Here is a 20,161-nt window from a genome sequence, read left to right on the forward strand (position 1 = left end):
TGGCATGACTCACATGAAATGGATTAACCATGTTTGCAGTACAACGATTACCCGCAGAGCAACTGTACAAAGAACAATTAACAGCACTACAAGATGCGGATACATCATCAAAGCCCGCTCATTGGCAACTCAGTCCTAAAGCGGTACGCACCTTCATTCTTGGTAGCGACACGCCAATTTCAGGGCAAATCATCACACGTAAAATTTACGGTAACGATGCGGTGGTAGAGCGCGCCATCGTCACGCTGCTTGGTCAACAAGGCTTAATGCTTGTTGGTGAGCCTGGCACCGCAAAATCGTTACTGTCTGAACTGCTGAGCGCCGCTATCTGTGGTAACAGTACCTATACCGTTCAAGGCAGTGCTGGGTTATTTGAAGAAAACATTCGCTACAGTTGGAACTACGCTACCCTGCTAAAATCAGGCCCAACCATGGATGCCATGGTACCCGGCCCACTCTTTAATGCCATGAAACAAGGGGCCATCATGCGTTTTGAAGAGTTAACGCGCTGCCCAACAGAAGTGCAAGATAACCTGATCCCTATCTTATCGGATCGCATTTTGCACATTCCAGAGATTCAATCTGAGACCAACTACCTATTATCTCAGCCTGGATTCACCATCATTGCATCTACAAATTTAAACGACCGAGGCGTTAATCAAATGTCTTCTGCTCTCAAGCGTCGTTTTAATTTTGAAGTATTGAAACCCTTAGCTCAACGCCAGCAACGCATTGAATTAGTCATGACGCAAGTGAATGATCGACTCAAACATGAAAAAGTCGATTTACGTTTAGAGAATGACACCATTGATGTATTAGTCACGGTATTTGATGAATTGAAATCAGGCCAAGTGGCAGGAGTGAGCATCCCAACGCCTTCGACGTTACTCTCCATACCTGAAAGCATCAACTTAGCCTTTCATGCCGCCATGCAGTGCCACTACTTTGGGGATAATCACGTTACTCCTGTGCATTTGGCTCAATTTTTAATGGGCACCGTCATTAAAGACAATCAAAAAGATCATGAATCATTAAGCGATTACATCCGGGTGATCACTCGTCAGCGTGCGAATGACCCACAATGGGCCCTATTCTTAGATGGATGCAAACATGCAGGGATCTGATCTTCTTTCTCTTGCGGCTCAATTCCATCACGATAATAACCTCATTTGGGCTCCCATTCGTCATCACAGTCCAACATGCAGTTGGTACTTGTTGCAATTGATCAAACAAGCCAAACCTGATGTGATTCTCATTGAAACACCACATGATGCACAATCCTTGCTGCCCTACATGCAAGCCGATGAATGCCAAGCGCCAGTGGCGATTTATCTACACAAACAAGCACGCTTAACGAATGAGACCCAGAGTGACCCTTATGCTCAACGCGGGTTTATCCCATTTGCAGAGATGTCACCTGAATGGAACGCTCTAAAAGTCGCAAAGAAAAAGAACATTCCTTGCCAATTTATTGATTTGCCTTACGGTTATTGGAATGAGAGTAACGAGGAAGAGGAAAACGAAGAAGGAAATAACCCGTTAATTTACGCTTCCAGTGAAAAAAAGCATTTTCAACACCGTTACCTTGACGCGTTACTTCAACGCTCTGGGTGCGAACATTTTGATCAGTGGTGGGATCGCCATTTTGAAGCCAATGTGACCTTGTCACCTTCTGAGTTTTTTACACGCATGCACCTATTTGGACTGCAAATGCGGGAGGGGCGTGTCGAGACGGATCGTCACACTCAATACCGTGAACAGTACATGGCAAGCCACATTGCGCCTCATATCCAAGAGGGAAAACGCGTATTGGTGGTCTGTGGTGCGTTTCACTGCATGGGGATCTCGCACTATTTACAACAAGGCACCTCCGATTTTTTACCTCAAATAAAAGTGGAAACGTCTTATCAATACCTGATCCCTTATCCTTTATCACGATTAAGTCATCCCCAGTACGGCGCGCATTTATCGCAAAGTGGCTATTATGCGCATTGGTGGAAAAAACTAAAATCAAGCACGAAGAAAGAACGAGCAACACTAGCCACCCGCCTGCACACGGAACTGGCGACAGAGCTCATGTCATTCTTACAGCAAAAAGAGCACCCTGTTGCCATGCCGCAATTGGTCGATTTGGTGGTGGCCGCCGAGCATTTAGCTCAACTGCGCCAAGTGCCAGTCGGACGCAGTGAGTTTTGTGAGGCCGCGTGCTTAATCTTAGAAAAAGATCCGAGCTTAAGCGATCACATATCGCGTTTTTCATTATGGCTTGATGCTTTTTTTGTTGATTCACAATACGGAAAGGTGCCGAATACGCTGCCTTCTTCGCCGATCATCATTGACTTTCACCGTCAATGTGATGCTTTTGCATTACCAAAAACACTCAGTGATCTCACTATTACTAAAGAGCTGGCTATTTATCGAAGTCCCAAACACCTTGCGCTTTCTCAGTGTTTACATCGTTTGGCTTTTTTATCGATTCCTTACGCCACTCAGATCGCAGGCCCGAATTTTGTCACTCAAACGGATCTTTATCGCGTACGAGAAAAGTGGCTGATTCAATACGAACTTACTACAGAAACCACATTAATTGAGCTTGGCTACCAAGGCAGCACCATTGTAGAAGCGATCAACTATAAAATACAACAACACCTCGCTGATGAATACCTAAACAGCGAAAATCTTGTGGCGTTGCTATTGCGTTCTTTGCAGATGGGGCTGGAAAAATGGCTTACCCCATTCTTACATCGCCTCTCTGAGCAGGTGGATAAAGAAAGTGATCTGCATATTCTTAATCAAACACTGACGCTGTTATTTCGCTCTCAATGGAACAGTTCGTTGTTTGTGCAAGACACGAAAAACGAGATAGAACGCTTGATTTACCGTTGTTATGTTCGTCTTTGCACTCGGCTGCCTCGTGCCATTAATGGGCATTCCAGCACCGCTGAGGCAACCTTGCTTTCTGATCTTGGAAAGCTGATTAATCGAATGCCACAATTATGTCCGGCCTATTTTTTATTGGATGCGATTCATTCGCTGTCTGACATTGCCGTCCCTTTTGAGATACAAGGGGTATTTGCAGGATTGGCCTTATCGATTGCTCCCTCTTCAAACGAAGAAGATGAACAACAAAACGTGATATTAATGATGAGAAGTGCCGCCAGCCAATGCCATCTCACTCCGGATTCTCTGGGGGATTTCTGTTATGGGTTGGGCTTAGTCGACACGCAAATATACCAATATTATGATGCGATCCAACCGGCGTTAGATCAGATCATTTCTGAGTTTGATGAACACGATTTTCTGCACACGCTTCCCGCTTTGCGTCGCGCCTTTATGCTCATGACCCCTAATCAAATCGAAGAGTTTGGGCACTTATGTCACCAAGAGAGCGATACTTTATGGCTCAATTTAACGATACCAAGTCATGATACTTTACTTCAAGCGAATCAACTTCAACACCTAGCTGAAGAGTGGCTATCATTATGGGGGATCTCTCATGACTAATGAGCAAAATCGACGTTGGCGGTTAATCTTAGGCCAACGCTATTCACACACCCTTAATCAAGAAGACGCATTAAAAGATCAGTGTCTGGATCAACTGTATTCACAGGAATATAAAGACCGATTTACCGTGTCGTCTAAAGGTGGCATCAACAGCGGTTTACCTAGCCCAATAACATGGCTCTCAAGCGTAAAAAAAGCCTTTCCTAAATCCACCGTAGAGATTTTACAACAACACGGTTTAGCGCGCTATGGCTTAACATCGCTGCTACTCGATGAAGATACCCTCAAGCAACAAACGGCCGATTTGGATTTATTGCAACTGCTGTTATCGTTTCGCGAACAAATCCCAGCCTCTCTTCATTCTGAGCTAGAACGCATTATTCAAACCGTATGCAAAGAGTTAGAAGAGGTACTCGTACAACAAATTCGCAGTGTTTTTTCTCATCACAGAATACCGATGAGCCACGCACAACCGATGCCGTTATCCTATACGCATTGGCATCACACCATTAAACGAAATTTAAAGCACTACCAAATTGACACAGAGACGTTTATTTTAGAACGCCCTTTCTTTTATCAAACCCAACAAAATAAAGTGCCGTGGGACATTCATTTGGTGGTTGACCAAAGTGGTTCGATGTTAAATTCCTTGATCCATGCCGCTGTGGTAGCCACCATTTTTTGTCGATTGCCTATGCTCAATGTCAAACTTTATTTATTTGATACACGGGTTGTCGATGTCACCGATCATGCAGGGGATCCTCTGGCCATCTTGTTGAATTCTCAATTAGGTGGTGGGACAAACATCGGTTTAGCCATGCAATACACGCATGAACGCATCACGGATCCGGCTCGTAGCATGGTGGTATTGATCAGTGATTTCTATGAAGGTGGCTCACCCGCTTCGCTGTATCACTATACTGAAAAAATGCACCGCGATGGCGTAACCCTGCTTGGATTAACGGCATTAGATACGGCGGGCATTCCACAGTACGACAATCAAATCACCAACCAACTGTTACATAAGGGGATGGAGATAGCATCAATGACGCCCGAACATTTAAGTCAATGGGTTGCTGAGGTAATCAAATAATGACATTGCTACACTGGTCGCAACAATTAAGCGATGATTTCTTAGTTAACTGGACAAATCGCGGTTTATTACGTCGCGCCACCAAACAAAGCCAAGATATGGATATCAGTGAGTGGGACATCACCCCCTCTCACCTAAATGGCGTCATTGATCAACACCAATTAACGCTCAGTGAAAAGAGCATTGATGCCTTAACTTGCTCGTGTGGTGCCATCAATACCTGCTTTCATAAAGTGGCGTTTTTTATTGCATTACGTCAATGTGAAAGTCAAACTACTCCTGAAACCACCACAGACGTCGCCTCCTCTTTGGCGCCTTTTTCCCTTAACGATTGGTTTATACAGCACTGTGATGACCTCGCCCCTATTATGGGAAAGAGCACCGTCACCAAGGCCATTCAGCACTGGCGAAAAGGGATTACCCTTGATGTAGAAATCCATGATGAACACGCCATCGTTCAATGTCATTTCGCAAGCAGCAAATCCTTTCGTCTCTATTTCCCACGAGCGTCGCAATGGGAACTTGCCACCTGCTCATGCAAACAACACCCTTGCGTACACCAAGCGGCGGCACTGATTGCACTTTCCATACAAGGCAATACCTTAGCCATGGATGAGGCGATCTTCATTGAACAAATCAGCGATAAGCAACGCGCTCAATTACAGCAATTAGAACAATGGTTAGAAGAGACGCTCTCAGTGGGCGTGCAAAACATCGTTCCTGCACAACTGGCACAAGCGCATACTTTGGTACTTGAGTTAAACCAAGTGGATTTACCCTCTCTGTCAGCCCAACTCAATAGTGTATTGAATACGATTGAGTATTTAGTCGCTAACTATATTGATGTTGACTACGCCACCGTCATACCGCAGATCACGGCATTAAGCTTGCAACTTCATGCTTTACAACAAACGCCACTGCCTTGTCCACTGTATCTCTTAGCGGGTGAACACAAGCGCCGTTATCATCCAGTGAGTTATCACAACCTAATGGGGATAAGTGTGGAGTTTTGGCGTACCGATAAAGGCGCTCAAGGGTATCGTTTTTATCTTTATGATCATGTTCAGCACCAATGGACTACCATCACCGATGGTCGAAAAGCACAGCGAAATCAAGGCTGGAATAGTCAATTGGCGTTTGCGCATACTCAGTGCGATCTCAAAGCTCTGCCTTCATTGGCACTGATGTCGTTTTCGGCGCAATCAAAAATAACGCATCACAATGAGTTATCCATAAAAGATACTAAAATCACATCGTCTCCTACCGATATTGAATGGGAAACCTTGTTTGATCACCCAGAACTTCAGGTTCGTGCCCAATGGCAGCGTATGCAAACCCGTCGTTTATCAAACCGTTTTGCATCCAATACGGATCAATTAGGTTGGCTATGCTGCGAACAAGCATACCAGACGCAACACATGCCATATTGTCACTATCAAGAAGCGGAGATCGTTACCACATGCGATACAAGGGTGAATGTTCGTATCCCAAAAAATATAGACTTATCTATGAGTAATGAGCATCAGCAACTGCTCTTTGGTCGCTGGAACTGCAATGCAAAACAGAGTTATTTTGAGGTATTGGCGATGTTTACCAAAACCCCACTCTCTGATGAAAAATTCGGCTTAGTGCAAATAAAAACAAAGGACAAAAACTAAATGGAACGAAATCAACTCTCTGATTTTTTACTGAAATGGCAACAGTTATCTCACGCGATTCTACAGCAAGGGGCTCATAACTTACGCCCAAAAACCAAACAGCAACTTGAAGCGTGGCGACAGCAAGCGGCATTACTTGGTTTTCATCCACTTAATGATTATTGCTATGAATTATTACATCCTACACAGGCTGAGAGAGCACCAGCAAACGCCTTCCGCCACCTTCTGCATTACATGGAAGGGATAAATCGTACGGCGATTAGTTTATACATGCCTAATAATTGAGCATGAGCACAATTATCTTATCTTTATATATCTATGTCGCAGTTTTGGGTTGGCGACTCATGCTTTCAGTTCCAATATGCCATCGTGATCGCTAATAAAACAAGATCCTCCGTATTCTTGGTGACATAGACCAACCGACAACTTGCCGAGCGTAAAAATCCATTACAACCACCAAGAACAAAAATCCTTCGTGCGTGTGGATATAAATGATATCGCTCACCCACCACTGATTTGGCGCTAACACTTAAAACTCTCTATTGAGGCCATTATTAAAGACCGGAGTAATCCACTTTTGGACGCTTCTAACCTCGTAAAACTTTGAGGTTAGCGTTCTGCTTTAATCTCAGAACTCGATTTCTCCCACAGGCTATTTTCTCATCCTTTAAATCCAAGTGAAGATTGCGGTATCCATGTAAACCACCACCCTCAAGCCAAAGCTGTTTGATTTTGAGCAACAGCTTTTTTCTTCAATATACTGCTTACTTTGTGGCTCTTTCAGCCATGTGTAATAACCACTAGGGTGTAGCCCTAAGCAGCGACACATCGCTCGGATGGGGTAGTGATGACTGCGAGATTTTATGAACGCGTATCGTTCTTTGACTCGTTGGCAAACAACCTTGCGGCTTCCTTTAAAATATACCTTTCTTGCTCGGCTCGCTTGAGTTGCTTCTTCAAGCGCGCAATTTCAGTGAGAAGATCGCCATCTTGTTTACACTGAGTCGGTGGCTTAGAGAACTTTGATACCCAGTTATAAAGCGTCTTACTGGATATCACCAAGCGAGCAGCAACGTCGTTAACGGCATAGCCATGCTGAATCACTTGGTTGACCGCTTCAATTTTAAATTCTTCTGGATATCTTTTGCTGCTCATAAGCACCTCTCTTTTAGTCATTTTGCCTAACTAAAAGGTGTCTATCAAGTCGGTGGCTATTCACATACCACCTAGAAGGCCGATAGTTTTCATATAACTCTCCAATCGTTATACACCACCGTGCCAGGGGTGTTTTTAAAAAAAATCAGCCACTTAAATAAGCAGCATTCAAGCGTCTTCACTATTGAGTATTGGGTAACACGAAAATAAAATCATTCCCACAAGGACCGCTACGCGATTCTCATATATCCTCGCAATATCGTTACTGCATTTCCAGAAAGCTTAACGTGCTCAGTGCTTAACAACTCTGTATGGACGACCCCACTTCTCTTGGAGGCTTGGAAGCCTTTCAGTTGCTTTTTGTTGAGCTCTTTAGCCCAGTAAACACATAAAGCGCAATGTGCAGAGCCTGTAACTGGGTCCTCATTAACACCTACCCAAGGCGCGAAGTATCGAGAGACAAAATCGGCGTCAGTGCTTGATTGAGCAGTGATGACGACGCCACGGCCTTTTTGTTTAAGCAGCGCACCAAAATCAGGGTCGAGCTGTTCAAGCACAAATTCATCATTAATGACGACCAACTGCTTATTATCAAACTGACCGTAGGCGACTACATTGGCGGCATCTAGCCCCAAACCATGAAGTAAGTCTTTGTTAATACTAGCTCGCATATCTAAAGTTGGAGCAGGAAACACCAAATGAATTTCTTCATGATCGAGTTGTGCAGTTAAAACCCCAGATAGCGTAACGAACTCAATCGTATCTCCAGTATTATATAACCCCTGCTCTTTCAGAACGTGCGCCGTTGCAAGTGTGCCGTGTCCACACAAAGCAACTTCCGTCCTCGGTGTAAACCAACGAAGTTGCATTGTACTGAGTGACAGAAATGCCGTTTCAGATAACGACATCTCGGCCGCGATGGCCAACATCGTTTCCTCATCAAGGCTTGACTCTGTGATACAAACACCCGCGGGATTACCTTTGAAAACCTCTGATGTAAACGAGTCAACCTGAAAAATTTTAACTTCCACGAAATATCCTTAAGTTCTATCAAACACGTAATTCTGTATCACGTGATTTTTAATATCTGTTGTTTGAGCGAAAAAAAACCTATGAAATTTTCTACCAACCTTATAGGTCTTGTTGGAAGCGCTAACAAACAGGAGAATGTAGTTAATTATGCAAAACGTAAAAAGCCATCATCAATGTGACTCAATTGGATATTTTATCGGAGTTTTCGGCGTTTCTTTAGTTCTAATATGGATTGGTATTTATAAATTCACACCTACAGAGGCCAAGCTTATACAACCGCTCGTTGAAAATCATTTTCTGATGAGTTGGTTGTATGATGTGATGTCAGTTCAAGCCGTATCAAACATCATTGGCGCAACAGAAATCATTGTCGCTATTGGATTAATCGTTGGCCTTAAAAATACACGAGTCGCTTATTTTTCTGGCATAGCCGCCGCAATTATTTTTCTTGCGACACTCAGCTTTCTAATTACGACACCGAATACATGGAAAGTATCTGATGGGGTTTTGGTGACAAACTTCTTTTTAGTAAAAGATATTCTATTTTTAGCCATTGCGATTAGCGTCATCGAACGAAACAAGCCAAACAGAGAATAACTCTAAATAGTTCGAAATCTTGTTTTTCCAGAACGTAGCCTGAAAGGTGCAAACGACTTACAAGTCGAATGGTTCTGTCAATAACTCTAAACAAAGACTCTTAAATTTAGAATGTTTAAGCGTCTTTGCCTTCTAATGATGCGAAACAACATCCTAGCGTAAAGTGAAAAGAAAAGCCTTTTACTCTACTGCTAAGGTTTATTGATACTTTGCCGAAGTAATGAACTCACCGAATGTCTCGCACCATACAACAACCGTATTGTATTCAGAAATTGAAGTGCTTTGAGGAACCTCAACAACGAAGTTATCGAACGTTTTTACATCACCAATTAAGCTCATTTCAGATTTAAGGTCATTAAACTCTTGTTCCGTTTCGACAAACTTAGGAGATAGATAGAGTTTATAGTCTGGTCCGGGAGCGAGTTTTCCTACCAACGTAATGACTTCAGAACTCAAATGAATCTCTCCCTCTCCCCAATGAAAAGCATCGCTACCTTTGAGTTCCCTCTTAAACACTGCGCTGTATTCTGCACCTTGCTTGCTCTTAGCAACTTGTTCATCGGTCGGCGCAGGTGGTGCAATAAGGATCGGTAAAGTATAGATACCTATCGCAATGCCAATAGAAACTGACACTAAGTGACTGATTGTTAATTTAATTATATTTTTCAAGGTCATAAGCATCTTCTTATTAGTTTTACTACTTGAATTTAGATTCAAATCGGCCTTATCTGTCTATTATCGAGCAGCATAATGTCATTAACATTATACACAAGCTATGCGCACTAAATGCAGACTGAGCGTAATTAAAAACGGCTGATAATTAATATCAGCCGTTTGCTTATCGGAAATGTCGTTGTGCCGGTTTGGTCACTATTCCGCTTCCACCAAAGCGATCTTATCGGATGTAGATTTTTCCAATTTTATCGCAATAAACTTAGAGGTTGGCGTAAACGTCCTATCCCCATAACTGTCCAAAGGAACTAATGGGTTTGTTTCTGGATAGTAAGCCGCCGCCTGACCTGCTGGTACATCATAGGCAACAAGCGTAAATCCGCTCACACGGCGCTCAACGCCATCTTCCCACAATGACACCATGTCCACTTTGTCGCCCGATTCAAAACCGAGTTTACGAATATCCGCTTCATTGATAAACAGCACTTCGCGCATACCAAATACTCCACGATAACGGTCATTCAAGCCGTAAAGTGTCGTATTGTATTGGTCGTGCGAGCGCATGGTTTGCAAGATCAAATCTGGCTTTTGGCCTTTTTCGAGTATCGCTTCGCTGATCAACTGCTTCGGCAACTCGCTAGAGCTGAACTGTGCTTTGCCGCTTGGTGTATTCCATCGACGCTCGGCAGCTGGGTTTACCAAGTGGAATCCACCCGGTTGTTTAAGCTTATGGTTAAAGTCGGTAAAGCCCGGAATCGTGTCGGCAATCAAATCGCGAATACGGTCGTAATCTTCAATCGCCCACAACCAATCAATTGGTTTTGCGCCGAGTGTCGCATTGGCAATACCGGCAATAATCGCTGGTTCTGAACGCAAATACTCCGAACGCGGTTTTAGCTGACCAAATGAGATATGTACCATGCTGAAGGTATCTTCAACCGTCACACCTTGTGGGCCCGTCGCTTGCTGATCAATCTCGGTACGGCCTAAGCACGGAAGAATAAGCGCATCTTTACCTGTGACAAGGTGAGAACGATTTAACTTCGTCGAAATGTGTACGGTTAAATTACAGTTTCGCATCGCGTTGTGCGTACGTTCTGTGTCTGGCGTTGCTTGTGCAAAGTTACCGCCCAAACCGATAAATACTTTCGCTTGCCCTTCTTCCATCGCTTTAATGGCTTGCACAGTGTTGTGGCCTTCACCGCGCGGGACGGCAAAGTTAAATCGACTTTCAATACGATCCAACAACAGATCTGAAGGTTTTTCATCAATGCCCATCGTACGGTCGCCCTGAACGTTACTGTGACCACGCACTGGTGAAAGACCCGCGCCCGGCTTACCAACGTTACCTCGTAACATTTGCACGTTTGCGACTTCTTTAATCGTTGGTACAGAGTGACGATGCTGAGTCAACCCCATCGCCCAACACATGATCACACGTTCTGCACGTCGATACATGCTCGCCACCATCTCGATTTCACTTAAATCAAGACCCGATTGTTCCGTGATGTGTTCCCAAGCGGTTGCGTCCACTTCAGCCAAATAGTCATCTATACCTATCGTGTGCTGCTTGATGAATTCACGGTCAAATACCGCTTTGCCACCGTTTTGCAATGCCTCGCGCTCCCATTGCAACAAGAATTTCGCGATGCCACGAAACACTGCCATGTCTCCACCTAAAGCAGGGCGCAGGTACGCCGTGTTTGTAGGCTCTGAGCCGTTACTCAACATCTCAATCGGCATTTGTGGGTTTTGGAAACGCTCTAATCCGCGCTCTTTGAGCGGGTTTAGACAGATAACCTGTGCGCCACGTTTTACCGCTTCGCGCAGAGGTTCAAGCATTCGTGGGTGGTTCGTGCCCGGGTTTTGACCAATCACGAAAATCGCATCAGCTTCTTCAAAATCATCAAAGATCACTGTGCCTTTACCAACGCCAATGGTGTCTTTCATTCCTATTGCACTGGCTTCGTGACACATGTTGGAACAATCTGGAAAGTTATTGGTACCGAATGCGCGCACAAATAGCTGATACAAAAACGCCGCTTCGTTGCTTGCACGACCAGAGGTATAAAACTCCGCTTGGTGTGGTGAATCCAATTGATTGAGATGTTTCGCGACAAGTGCAAAAGCCTCATCCCAAGAGACTGGCACATAGTGATCGGATTCAGCATCGTATCGCATTGGGTGCGTGATACGGCCTTGGTATTCCAACCAGTAATCGGTTTGCGTTGAGAGAGATGAAACGCTGTGATTGGCAAAAAACTCAGGATCAACCAGACGATTGGTCGCCTCCCAGTTTACCGCTTTCGCGCCATTCTCACAGAAATTGACTTTACCACTATCTGGCGACTCACCCCATGCACATCCCGGGCAGTCGAAACCGCCATTTTGGTTGGTTTTGAGCATGGTGCGAATGTTTTTAACTGCATTTTCACTGCCCCACCAACTTCTGGTTACGGCTTTCAGTGCACCCCAACCACCAGCTGGACCTTTGTATGTTTTTATTTGTTCTTTTTGGCTCACGACTTTACTCCTCGCAGATATACCAGCAAGCAGGGTGCCCGTGAAAACAAGCGCGTTATTTATTGAGATAATGCGGAAGTATTGAAGGGCTTAGTTTCTAATCCATGTATTTTTTAATCCAAATAAGTAACCACTCAACATGCTCTCGCTTGTCCGAGCGTTTACTTATCTAGATTCTTGATATCGGATACCCGCCTACTGTTTCTAAGACTGGTAGATTCAATTCGCATTGTTGCGTCTTGATCTAAATCAAAGATTAAGTCGTTATTCAATATGCGTCCAATTGATAATCCTGACCGAGTGATAAACAAAATCTATGACGAATTTTTCCACTGACGGTCATCACATTTTTAATCAATACAATTTATGAGGTTAATCGTTTTCCCATCCGATTCCACCTAGTTCGCTTAACGAACTCAATAAAATCGGCACTCTTGATAATAGATAATATCTATCACACTATAGATACTTTAAATTTGACCCTAATTAATATCAGGAATAGCCTTGATTCAGATCAATTTTGAGTGTGGTTTTATTCTTGACTTGGTTTTGGTTTTCCATTTCCCAGTTAAAACGCTCCAGCGCTTAAAAAGTACGGTAGTGCTGTGCCCTTTTTAGGGAGTTCCCCGTACATGTGACTCACAACGCAAGGTTAACAAGCCATTATGGATATCAAACAACTTAAATATCTCATCGCACTTGAACAGACCAAACACTTTGGTCAAGCCGCCGCATTGTGCCACATTACGCAGCCTACCTTGTCCATGAGAATCCGGAGCTTAGAGGAAGAACTCGATCTCGAATTAATCCAAAGAAGTCAACGATTTGAAGGGTTTACTGAAGCAGGAGAACGCATTTTAGCTTGGGCGAAAACCGTCTTAGCCGCTCATGATGGATTGCAAGCCGAGGCTGCTAACTGCCGTGGTCAGTTGGTCGGTTCACTTCGGCTTGGAATGGTGCCACTCGCCAGCCAAAACCCGATGCAATTGCTCAAACCATTAGCTCACCAGTTCCCTGAGTTACGCTTTCAAATACTCTCCATGACGACCGAACAGATCATAGACCAACTCAATCGCAATCAGCTTGATTTGGGCATGTGTTATGTCGATCAAGTTAACACCGCTTACTTCGATGTTATCGAGCTCGACTCGACCAAACTTGGCGTTTTATTCGATGAGCGTCATTTTGATTTTGGCGAATCTGAAGTGTTGTGGGAGTCACTCAATAACATTCCGCTAGGGCTGCTTTCGAAGGGTATGCACTATCGCCACTCAATTGATCTTAGCTTTGTGAGTAAAGGGCTGGTTCCGCAAACCGTCATTGAAAGTAACTCCACCTTTCACTTGATCCAAGCAGTAACCAGTGGCCTTTGTTGCGCCATTATGCCGCTGAACTGTGGATTGGAAGAGTTGAACGATACGCTTCGCATTATCCCTATCGAAGAAGCCGCCGTTCACGCCCCGCTAGGTTTGTTAAAGCGAAAACAAGAACCCTTCTCCGCGCTAACCGATCAGTGCTTCGCAGAAGCAAAAAACATATTCAATCGATAACAACAACCCACATGTCAATTTTGGCATACATAACGGCTTATGAGGTGATTTCATGAGATGTACTACTCAATCTTATTTTGAACTGTCCGATTTCAATCAAGCACCACCTCAACCAAGTGCGTTCAATTACCGAGAATTGATTGATGGCCGCCCAGTGCAACAAATGTCGCTGGCGAGTGAATCCGCCTTAGCTATCAGCTATAACGGCATTAGCCAAGCGGTCATGATGGTGACGCCAGGCCATCTGGAAGACTTCGTGAAAGGATTTAGCCTAAGCACAGGCATCGTCCACGATTTCAAAGAGATTAAAGACATTGAAATTGGTGGCGATCACGAATCTCACTATGCGGAAGTGGAAATCAGCAACCGCGCTTTCTGGGCGTTAAAAACACAGCGCCGAAATCTTGCCGGCACAACCGGATGCGGCATTTGTGGTGTAGAGGCTCTGGAACAAGCTTTGCCTGATTTGGCGTCGCTGACACCGTCTCTTCCTCCGCGCTCCGATGTATTCGAAGGGCTGCGAGACAAAGTCGCACTGCATCAAGAAGCCGCACGTGAATCTGGCGCGTTACACGCCGCTTTATTTGCAGATTTACAAGGCAACATCAAGTTGTGTCGAGAGGACATCGGCCGTCACAACGCGCTAGATAAGTTGATTGGTGCATTGGCCAACAATCACATCGAGCCTCAAAGTGGCTTCGCTATCATGACAAGCCGTTGCAGCTTGGAGTTGATCCACAAAGCCGTTCGCGCGCGTATCCCCACTCTGGTTTGCTTATCTGCGCCTACAGCGTTAACCGTCGAATGGGCAAGAAGAAACCATTTGAACCTAATTCACTTACCAAAACACGGCTCGCCGCGTCTATACAGCCCAGCGCCTTAACACGTCAACTTAGCCGAATTCCTAATATTTCTAACAGAGACCTCTGGGCCTCTGTTGTTTGCTTCTGATTCCCAATTGATACTTAGCGACCAGCCACTATTCTTTCCAACCAAACGTGCTCACCCCTTGTCAGCACTAAGCTTGCGTATATTAACCTGCTTGCATTTGAACGCTTTCCAATCCGATAAGAACCCAGTCAAAAACCCATAGATTAGTAAGGATTTTGTGTGACTCTTTTCACGCTTTTCCGCCTTCCTAGGCATTTCTAGGAATTTTTCCTAGCCGATCTAGGCAACCATCTCATGTGCCTCACAAAACCACTCTCTAGAATTCCGCTCAGTCAAAGGTAACAAGAGCGCATAACGGTCTCCGTTGTGTTTCTAAAACAATTACAAGAGAGTTCATCATGTTAAAATTCCTCGAACAGGTGCGGAAGCCGACCCTCGATCTTCCTGTCGAAGTTAGAAGAAAGATGTGGTTTAAACCGTTCATCCAATCTTACTTGGTCGTATTCATCGGCTATCTAACCATGTACTTGATTCGTAAGAACTTCAATGTCGCGCAAAACGACATGATCTCAACTTACGGTTTGAGCATGACAGACCTAGGTCTTATTGGCCTTGGCTTCTCCATCACATACGGCATCGGTAAAACCGTTGTGTCTTACTACGCTGACGGTAAGAACACCAAGCAATTCCTCCCTTTTATGCTGATCCTTTCTGGTCTTGCAATGCTTGGTTTCAGCTTCAGCATGGGCGGCGGTAGTGCAAGCCTGTTCTTGATGGTGGCTTTCTACGCTCTGAGTGGTTTCTTCCAAAGTACTGGTGGCCCTTCTAGTTACTCAACCATTACAAAATGGACACCTCGTAACAAACGCGGCTCTTACCTAGGCTTGTGGAACATGTCACACAACGTTGGTGGTGCGGGCGCAGCGGGTGTTGCTCTTTTCGGTGCCAACTACCTATTCGACGGACACGTAATCGGCATGTTCGTGTTCCCTTCTATCATCGCGATCATCGTCGGCTTTATCGGTATGCGCTTTGGTAGCGACTCTCCAGAAGCTTACGGTCTAGGTAAAGTAGAAGAACTTTTCGATGAAGCAGTGAGTGAAGAAGACACCGCCGCTGAAGAAAACCAGATGACCAAAAAAGAAATCTTTGTTGAATACGTTCTTAAAAACAAAGTTATCTGGCTACTTTGCTTTGCCAACATCTTCCTTTACATCGTTCGTATCGGTATCGACCAATGGTCAACGGTATACGCGTACCAAGAACTTGGTCTGTCAAAAGAAACGGCAATCTCTGGCTTTACTCTGTTCGAAGTCGGTGCGCTTGTGGGTACTTTGATGTGGGGTTACCTGTCTGACCTAGCAAACGGTCGCCGCGCATTGGTTGCTTGTGTGTCTCTTGGCTTGATCATCGTATCGCTTGAGTTCTACCAGCACGCCACTAGCGAGTTCATGTACTTGGCCTCACTATTTGTATTGGGCTTCTTGGTGTTTGGTCCGCAACTTCTTATCGGTGTTGCCGCAGTTGGTTTTGTCCCTAAAAAAGCAATCAGTGTGGCTGACGGCGTAAAAGGTACATTCGCTTACCTAATCGGTGACAGCTTCGCGAAACTTGGTCTCGGTATGATTGCAGACGGTACACCTATCTTCGGCTTAACAGGTTGGAAAGGTACCTTCGCAGCCCTAGATACCTCCGCCATGATTTGTATTGTTTTGCTCGCTTTCGTCGCTATCGCGGAAGAGAAGAAGATTCGACACGCGAAGAAGCTTCAACTTGCACAAAACCAAGCCTAGCTTCTCTGCGCGCTTTACTTCGGTAAAGCGCGCAAGATCATTAAAAAGCATGGCTCAATTCAGTATCATTAAAGATTTTTCTATTAGCTCCTGTTGGAGCTTATTGTTGTTAGTCGTCTGCTCTATTTGGTTGTAATAATGATTCATGTTGCTCTAGTTGATGATCACGTCATCGTGCGTTCAGGTTTCGCACAATTATTAAATTTAGAAAGTGATATTACCGTTGTTGGTGAATTCGGCTCTGTCGCCGAAGCGCGAAAAGGGTTGCCTGCGGTACACCCACACGTCGTCATCCTAGATATCTCCATGCCAGATGAAAGCGGCTTAAACTTTCTCAGCGAAATACCAACTGGCATTGCCTGCGTGATGCTTAGCGTGCATGACTCCCCTGCGATGGTGGAAAAATCACTAAAGCTAGGTGCAAAAGGCTATCTTAGTAAACGCTGTAGCCCAGACGAACTTATTCAAGCCGTGAGAACCAGTGCTTCTGGCGGCTGTTACCTCACATCAGATATTGCACTTAAACTTGCAACGCCTAGCGACAACACCACCTCTCTATGCCAACTGACAAAACGTGAAAACGAGGTATGTCAGCTACTTGCCACTGGGTTGGATGTAAAGTCTGTCGCGGCAGAGCTTGGCTTGAGCCACAAGACTGTGCATGTTCATCGTGCGAATGCCATCGACAAACTCGGCGTGAAAAACAACGTTGAGCTCGCCAAACTATTTTCTCAAGAGTCCTTTTAATGCGAGCTTATGCTGTTACCACCATTTGCGGACTTTTTGTTATGGCTTGCGCTTGGTTTTGCTTGTGGGTGATTGCCTATTACTTTGTCAATGATCCCGAGCTGGCGATCTTATTGTTTCCTTTCGCTTTACGATTAGGTGTCGCCCTTCACACTCGCACCGCTTATTGGCCGACGATTTACCTTTCGGAGTGGGGACTTTCCATCGCACTTGCGATGTTACTGGGTCAACCGCAGTGGCTTACCGTGCTGATTGCGAGCATTGCCAGTATCCCGGTCACACTGATTGCGAAAAAATACTACTACGGTGACCAAAACCGCCACTTAGCCGTCATGGGCATTGTGATCATCATTACCGCCTTCATCAACGTAATGGCGGTCGGATTTCACGTGCCTTCTGTTTACATGGTATGGCTGGCTAGCATTTCTGGAGGCTTGCTCGTGGTGCCTATGTGCTACCTGTTGTGGAGCTATTTGTTCCAAAGTCGTTGGTCTCCGCTCAGCTCTCTCCTACTTAGTAATGCCGTTGTATTTCAGGTGCGTCATATCGTGCTTTATGCGCTGCTTTTGATCGGCAGTATTTTGGTGCAAACCAGTTTGCCTGAAGAGCTAAAACGATTTGCGCCGTTTTGTATGGCGATTCCAATCATCGTGCTTGCTCTGCGTTACGGCTGGCAAGGTGCCCTACTCGCCACCATGCTCAACAGCATAGCGCTGATTGCGGCTCGTAGCGGCGTATCGAATCTAGAAATCACCGATTTGTTATTATCTCTCTCGGCGCAAACCATTACTGGCATTATGCTCGGTTTAGGGGTTCAGAAACAAAAAGACCTCAATCACAAACTGCGCGGCGAACTTGCACGCAATCAGAATTTGTCTCGCCAGCTTATCAAAGCGGAAGAATCGGTAAGACGCGATATTGCGCGCGAGCTACATGATGAAATCGGCCAGAACATCACGGCAATCCGCACACAAGCCAACATCATTAAGCGGGTAAATAACACAGAAACACGCGTAGGTTGCGCAGACATGATTGAAAGACTTTCGCTCAACGTGTACGACACCACTAAGCGACTGTTGAGCAAGCTAAGACCCAAAATGCTGGATGATTTGGACTTGAAAGAATCCGTCGAGCAACTGACGCGAGAGATGGAATTCGCCAATCATGGAACAACTGTTCAACTGAACTGGCAAGGCAATTACACCAGCGTGAGTGACACACTCAAAGTCACCCTATTCCGTTTATGCCAAGAGTCATTGAATAACGCCGCCAAGTACGCAGGAGCGCAGTTGATCAATATTGAGCTGACAATTGGAGAAACGGCGGTGTCACTAATGATTCACGATGATGGTGTCGGCTTCAAAGTTCAGGACAGCATGAAAGGCATGGGCGTTCGCGGCATGCAAGAGCGTGTGCACGCGTTAGGTGGAAAAATGGTTATCTACTCCACCAGCGATCAAATGATCGGCACACAAATCAGCATTACTTTACCTAAGGTGTAACTCAAGATGTTTGGATTTTTACGTTCACCTAAATTTACTCAACCGAGTCTGAGCAACGAGCAAATCGACCAGCGTTACCGCCATTGGCGTTTGCACATTATGTTGGGGATGTACATCGGCTACGCAGGTTTCTACTTTACCCGTAAGACCTTTAACTACGCAGCACCAGCGATGATCACCGACCTTGGCTTAGATAAAGGCGACTTGGGTCTTATCGGTACACTTTTCTACATCACCTACGGCTGCTCGAAGTTTATTTCTGGCACGATTTCGGATCGCTCTAACCCTCGTTATTTCATGGGATTAGGATTGATTGCGACAGGTCTGGTCAATATCGCGTTCGGTTTTTCTAGCTCACTCGCGGCTTTCATCACTCTGTGGATCTTAAACGCCTGGTTCCAAGGCTGGGGCTGGCCTTCATGCTCCAAGCTGTTAACGACTTGGTATTCACGTTCCGAGCGTGGCTTCTTATGGGCGATTTGGAACACCGCACACAACGTTGGTGGCGCGCTGATCCCTATTTTGGTGGGCTATTTAACGTTGCACTACAGCTGGCGTGAAGGTTTTATTCTACCCGGCATCATCGGGGTATTACTCGGTCTATTCGTTTGTTGGCGATTGCGCGACAAACCCACAACAATGGGTTTACCAAGTGTCGGCCAATGGCGCAACGACGCACTAGAACTTGCGCAAGAAAATTACGGACGTGGCCTCACCTACCGAGAAATTCTGAAATCGTACGTATTTAACAACAAATACATCTGGCTGCTCGCGTTCAGTTATGTGTTGGTTTACATCGTCCGAACCGCAATCAACGACTGGGGAAACCTTTACTTAACAGAGCAGCATCACTACAGCCTGATTAACGCCAACGCTGCTCTGTCGATGTTTGAAATCGGCGGTTTTGTTGGTTCATTGGTTGCGGGTTGGGGCTCAGACAAACTCTTTGGCGGTAACCGTGGGCCAATGAACTTGCTGTTCGCGATTGGGATTTTCTTATCTGTCTCCGCGCTTTGGCTAATGCCTCTGACCAACTTTGCATTCCAAGCAGCGGGATTGTTCTCCATCGGCTTCTTTGTCTTTGGACCACAAATGCTGATCGGTATGGCGGCGGCGGAGTGCTCTCACAAAGACTCTGCCGGCGCGGCAACAGGATTCGTGGGCTTGTTCGCCTACATGGGCGCAGCATTGTCTGGTTATCCACTGGCGTTAATTCTTGAAGAATATCATTGGACGGGTTTCTTCATCACCATTTCAGTTTGTGCAGCCGTCATTGGCCTTTTGTTGCTGCCATTTTTGCAAGCGCAACCATCACGAAAACCACTCGAACCAAAACCTCGGTTGTAAATCGACTTATCGCCCTTCGGGCAAATTGGCGAGTGACCTAACCGCGCTCGCCCACCTTATTTAACGTATCTCTGCTCAATTTTTCTTCCGATTCAGT

General features: G+C 45.3%; 18 protein-coding genes. 12 read left to right on the top strand and 6 right to left on the bottom strand.

What is annotated here, in order from left to right:
- Positions 1 to 29: 29 nt before the first annotated feature.
- Genes R7R78_RS03905 through R7R78_RS03925 form a run of 5 tightly spaced genes read left to right on the top strand, consistent with a single transcriptional unit; the run spans position 30 to position 6,540 of the window.
- Positions 30 to 1,124: an ATP-binding protein gene (locus R7R78_RS03905; RefSeq protein WP_225473089.1), complete on the top strand. Its 1,095-nt coding sequence runs from the start codon at positions 30 to 32 to the stop codon at positions 1,122 to 1,124.
- Complete coding sequence (locus R7R78_RS03910; RefSeq protein ID WP_225473090.1) at positions 1,111 to 3,504, top strand: DUF5682 family protein; 2,394 nt, start codon at positions 1,111 to 1,113, stop codon at positions 3,502 to 3,504. The genes R7R78_RS03905 and R7R78_RS03910 overlap by 14 nt, the downstream gene beginning before the upstream one ends.
- Positions 3,497 to 4,597: a VWA domain-containing protein gene (locus R7R78_RS03915; protein WP_225473091.1), complete on the top strand. Its 1,101-nt coding sequence runs from the start codon at positions 3,497 to 3,499 to the stop codon at positions 4,595 to 4,597. The genes R7R78_RS03910 and R7R78_RS03915 overlap by 8 nt, the downstream gene beginning before the upstream one ends.
- Entirely contained in the window at positions 4,597 to 6,255 is a 1,659-nt protein-coding gene (locus R7R78_RS03920) for a hypothetical protein (RefSeq protein ID WP_225473092.1), read from the top strand. The genes R7R78_RS03915 and R7R78_RS03920 overlap by 1 nt, the downstream gene beginning before the upstream one ends.
- Positions 6,256 to 6,540 carry a hypothetical protein gene (locus R7R78_RS03925; RefSeq protein WP_213899875.1) on the top strand — a complete coding sequence of 95 codons (285 nt, stop codon included), beginning with the start codon at positions 6,256 to 6,258 and terminating at the stop codon, positions 6,538 to 6,540.
- Between the two features lie 91 nt (positions 6,541 to 6,631).
- On the opposite strand, the gene R7R78_RS29970 is transcribed toward R7R78_RS03925, so the two are convergent.
- The 4 genes from R7R78_RS29970 to R7R78_RS03935 form a co-directional block, all read right to left on the bottom strand.
- Positions 6,632 to 6,784 carry a DDE-type integrase/transposase/recombinase gene (locus R7R78_RS29970; protein ID WP_390902713.1) on the bottom strand — a complete coding sequence of 51 codons (153 nt, stop codon included), beginning with the start codon at positions 6,782 to 6,784 and terminating at the stop codon, positions 6,632 to 6,634.
- Positions 6,785 to 6,842: 58 nt separating this feature from the next.
- Positions 6,843 to 6,995, bottom strand: a complete 153-nt coding sequence (locus R7R78_RS29975) for an IS3 family transposase (RefSeq protein WP_225473093.1) — start codon at positions 6,993 to 6,995, stop codon at positions 6,843 to 6,845.
- A gap of 121 nt (positions 6,996 to 7,116) precedes the next feature.
- A complete protein-coding gene (locus tag R7R78_RS03930; RefSeq protein ID WP_225473094.1) occupies positions 7,117 to 7,410 on the bottom strand; it encodes a transposase in 294 nt (97 codons plus the stop codon).
- Between the two features lie 230 nt (positions 7,411 to 7,640).
- Positions 7,641 to 8,441, bottom strand: a complete 801-nt coding sequence (locus R7R78_RS03935) for a PhzF family phenazine biosynthesis protein (RefSeq protein WP_031781164.1) — start codon at positions 8,439 to 8,441, stop codon at positions 7,641 to 7,643.
- Positions 8,442 to 8,589: 148 nt separating this feature from the next.
- On the opposite strand from R7R78_RS03935, the gene R7R78_RS03940 reads away from it, so the two are divergent.
- Complete coding sequence (locus tag R7R78_RS03940) at positions 8,590 to 9,039, top strand: YkgB family protein (RefSeq protein WP_031781163.1); 450 nt, start codon at positions 8,590 to 8,592, stop codon at positions 9,037 to 9,039.
- Positions 9,040 to 9,237: 198 nt separating this feature from the next.
- On the opposite strand, the gene R7R78_RS03945 is transcribed toward R7R78_RS03940, so the two are convergent.
- Positions 9,238 to 9,714, bottom strand: coding sequence for a DM13 domain-containing protein (locus R7R78_RS03945; RefSeq protein WP_213970862.1), 477 nt, complete (start codon positions 9,712 to 9,714; stop codon positions 9,238 to 9,240).
- A 195-nt stretch (positions 9,715 to 9,909) separates the two neighbouring features.
- Entirely contained in the window at positions 9,910 to 12,234 is a 2,325-nt protein-coding gene (locus tag R7R78_RS03950; protein WP_225473096.1) for an FdhF/YdeP family oxidoreductase, read from the bottom strand.
- 665 nt (positions 12,235 to 12,899) lie between these two features.
- Here R7R78_RS03950 and R7R78_RS03955 point away from each other — a divergent pair.
- The 6 genes from R7R78_RS03955 to R7R78_RS03980 all read left to right on the top strand — a co-directional run bounded on the left by R7R78_RS03955 (position 12,900) and on the right by R7R78_RS03980 (position 20,064).
- On the top strand, positions 12,900 to 13,784 hold the full coding sequence (locus tag R7R78_RS03955; RefSeq protein ID WP_054700890.1) for a LysR family transcriptional regulator: 885 nt from the start codon (positions 12,900 to 12,902) through the stop codon (positions 13,782 to 13,784).
- Positions 13,785 to 13,836: 52 nt separating this feature from the next.
- Positions 13,837 to 14,667 carry a formate dehydrogenase accessory sulfurtransferase FdhD gene (gene fdhD, locus R7R78_RS03960; RefSeq protein WP_025526892.1) on the top strand — a complete coding sequence of 277 codons (831 nt, stop codon included), beginning with the start codon at positions 13,837 to 13,839 and terminating at the stop codon, positions 14,665 to 14,667.
- A 406-nt stretch (positions 14,668 to 15,073) separates the two neighbouring features.
- The gene (gene uhpT, locus R7R78_RS03965) at positions 15,074 to 16,468 is read left to right on the top strand and encodes a hexose-6-phosphate:phosphate antiporter (RefSeq protein WP_021707729.1); all 1,395 of its coding nucleotides are present in this window, start codon (positions 15,074 to 15,076) and stop codon (positions 16,466 to 16,468) included.
- A gap of 138 nt (positions 16,469 to 16,606) precedes the next feature.
- Positions 16,607 to 17,215 carry a transcriptional regulator UhpA gene (gene uhpA, locus R7R78_RS03970; protein ID WP_005376090.1) on the top strand — a complete coding sequence of 203 codons (609 nt, stop codon included), beginning with the start codon at positions 16,607 to 16,609 and terminating at the stop codon, positions 17,213 to 17,215.
- Entirely contained in the window at positions 17,215 to 18,717 is a 1,503-nt protein-coding gene (gene uhpB / locus R7R78_RS03975; RefSeq protein ID WP_005388004.1) for a signal transduction histidine-protein kinase/phosphatase UhpB, read from the top strand. The genes uhpA and uhpB overlap by 1 nt, the downstream gene beginning before the upstream one ends.
- 6 nt (positions 18,718 to 18,723) lie before the next feature.
- Complete coding sequence (locus R7R78_RS03980; protein ID WP_005480243.1) at positions 18,724 to 20,064, top strand: MFS transporter; 1,341 nt, start codon at positions 18,724 to 18,726, stop codon at positions 20,062 to 20,064.
- Positions 20,065 to 20,161: the final 97 nt, after the last annotated feature.

Source organism: Vibrio sp. 2134-1, assembly GCF_033339495.1.

Coding starts and splice junctions, on each gene's coding strand:
- R7R78_RS03905 (WP_225473089.1), top strand. CDS start 30: ATGTTTGCAGTACAACGATTACCCGCAGAGCAACTGTACAAAGAACAA.
- R7R78_RS03910 (WP_225473090.1), top strand. CDS start 1,111: ATGCAGGGATCTGATCTTCTTTCTCTTGCGGCTCAATTCCATCACGAT.
- R7R78_RS03915 (WP_225473091.1), top strand. CDS start 3,497: ATGACTAATGAGCAAAATCGACGTTGGCGGTTAATCTTAGGCCAACGC.
- R7R78_RS03920 (WP_225473092.1), top strand. CDS start 4,597: ATGACATTGCTACACTGGTCGCAACAATTAAGCGATGATTTCTTAGTT.
- R7R78_RS03925 (WP_213899875.1), top strand. CDS start 6,256: ATGGAACGAAATCAACTCTCTGATTTTTTACTGAAATGGCAACAGTTA.
- R7R78_RS03930 (WP_225473094.1), bottom strand. CDS start 7,410: ATGAGCAGCAAAAGATATCCAGAAGAATTTAAAATTGAAGCGGTCAAC.
- R7R78_RS03940 (WP_031781163.1), top strand. CDS start 8,590: ATGCAAAACGTAAAAAGCCATCATCAATGTGACTCAATTGGATATTTT.
- R7R78_RS03945 (WP_213970862.1), bottom strand. CDS start 9,714: ATGACCTTGAAAAATATAATTAAATTAACAATCAGTCACTTAGTGTCA.
- R7R78_RS03955 (WP_054700890.1), top strand. CDS start 12,900: ATGGATATCAAACAACTTAAATATCTCATCGCACTTGAACAGACCAAA.
- fdhD (WP_025526892.1), top strand. CDS start 13,837: ATGAGATGTACTACTCAATCTTATTTTGAACTGTCCGATTTCAATCAA.
- uhpT (WP_021707729.1), top strand. CDS start 15,074: ATGTTAAAATTCCTCGAACAGGTGCGGAAGCCGACCCTCGATCTTCCT.
- uhpA (WP_005376090.1), top strand. CDS start 16,607: ATGATTCATGTTGCTCTAGTTGATGATCACGTCATCGTGCGTTCAGGT.
- uhpB (WP_005388004.1), top strand. CDS start 17,215: ATGCGAGCTTATGCTGTTACCACCATTTGCGGACTTTTTGTTATGGCT.
- R7R78_RS03980 (WP_005480243.1), top strand. CDS start 18,724: ATGTTTGGATTTTTACGTTCACCTAAATTTACTCAACCGAGTCTGAGC.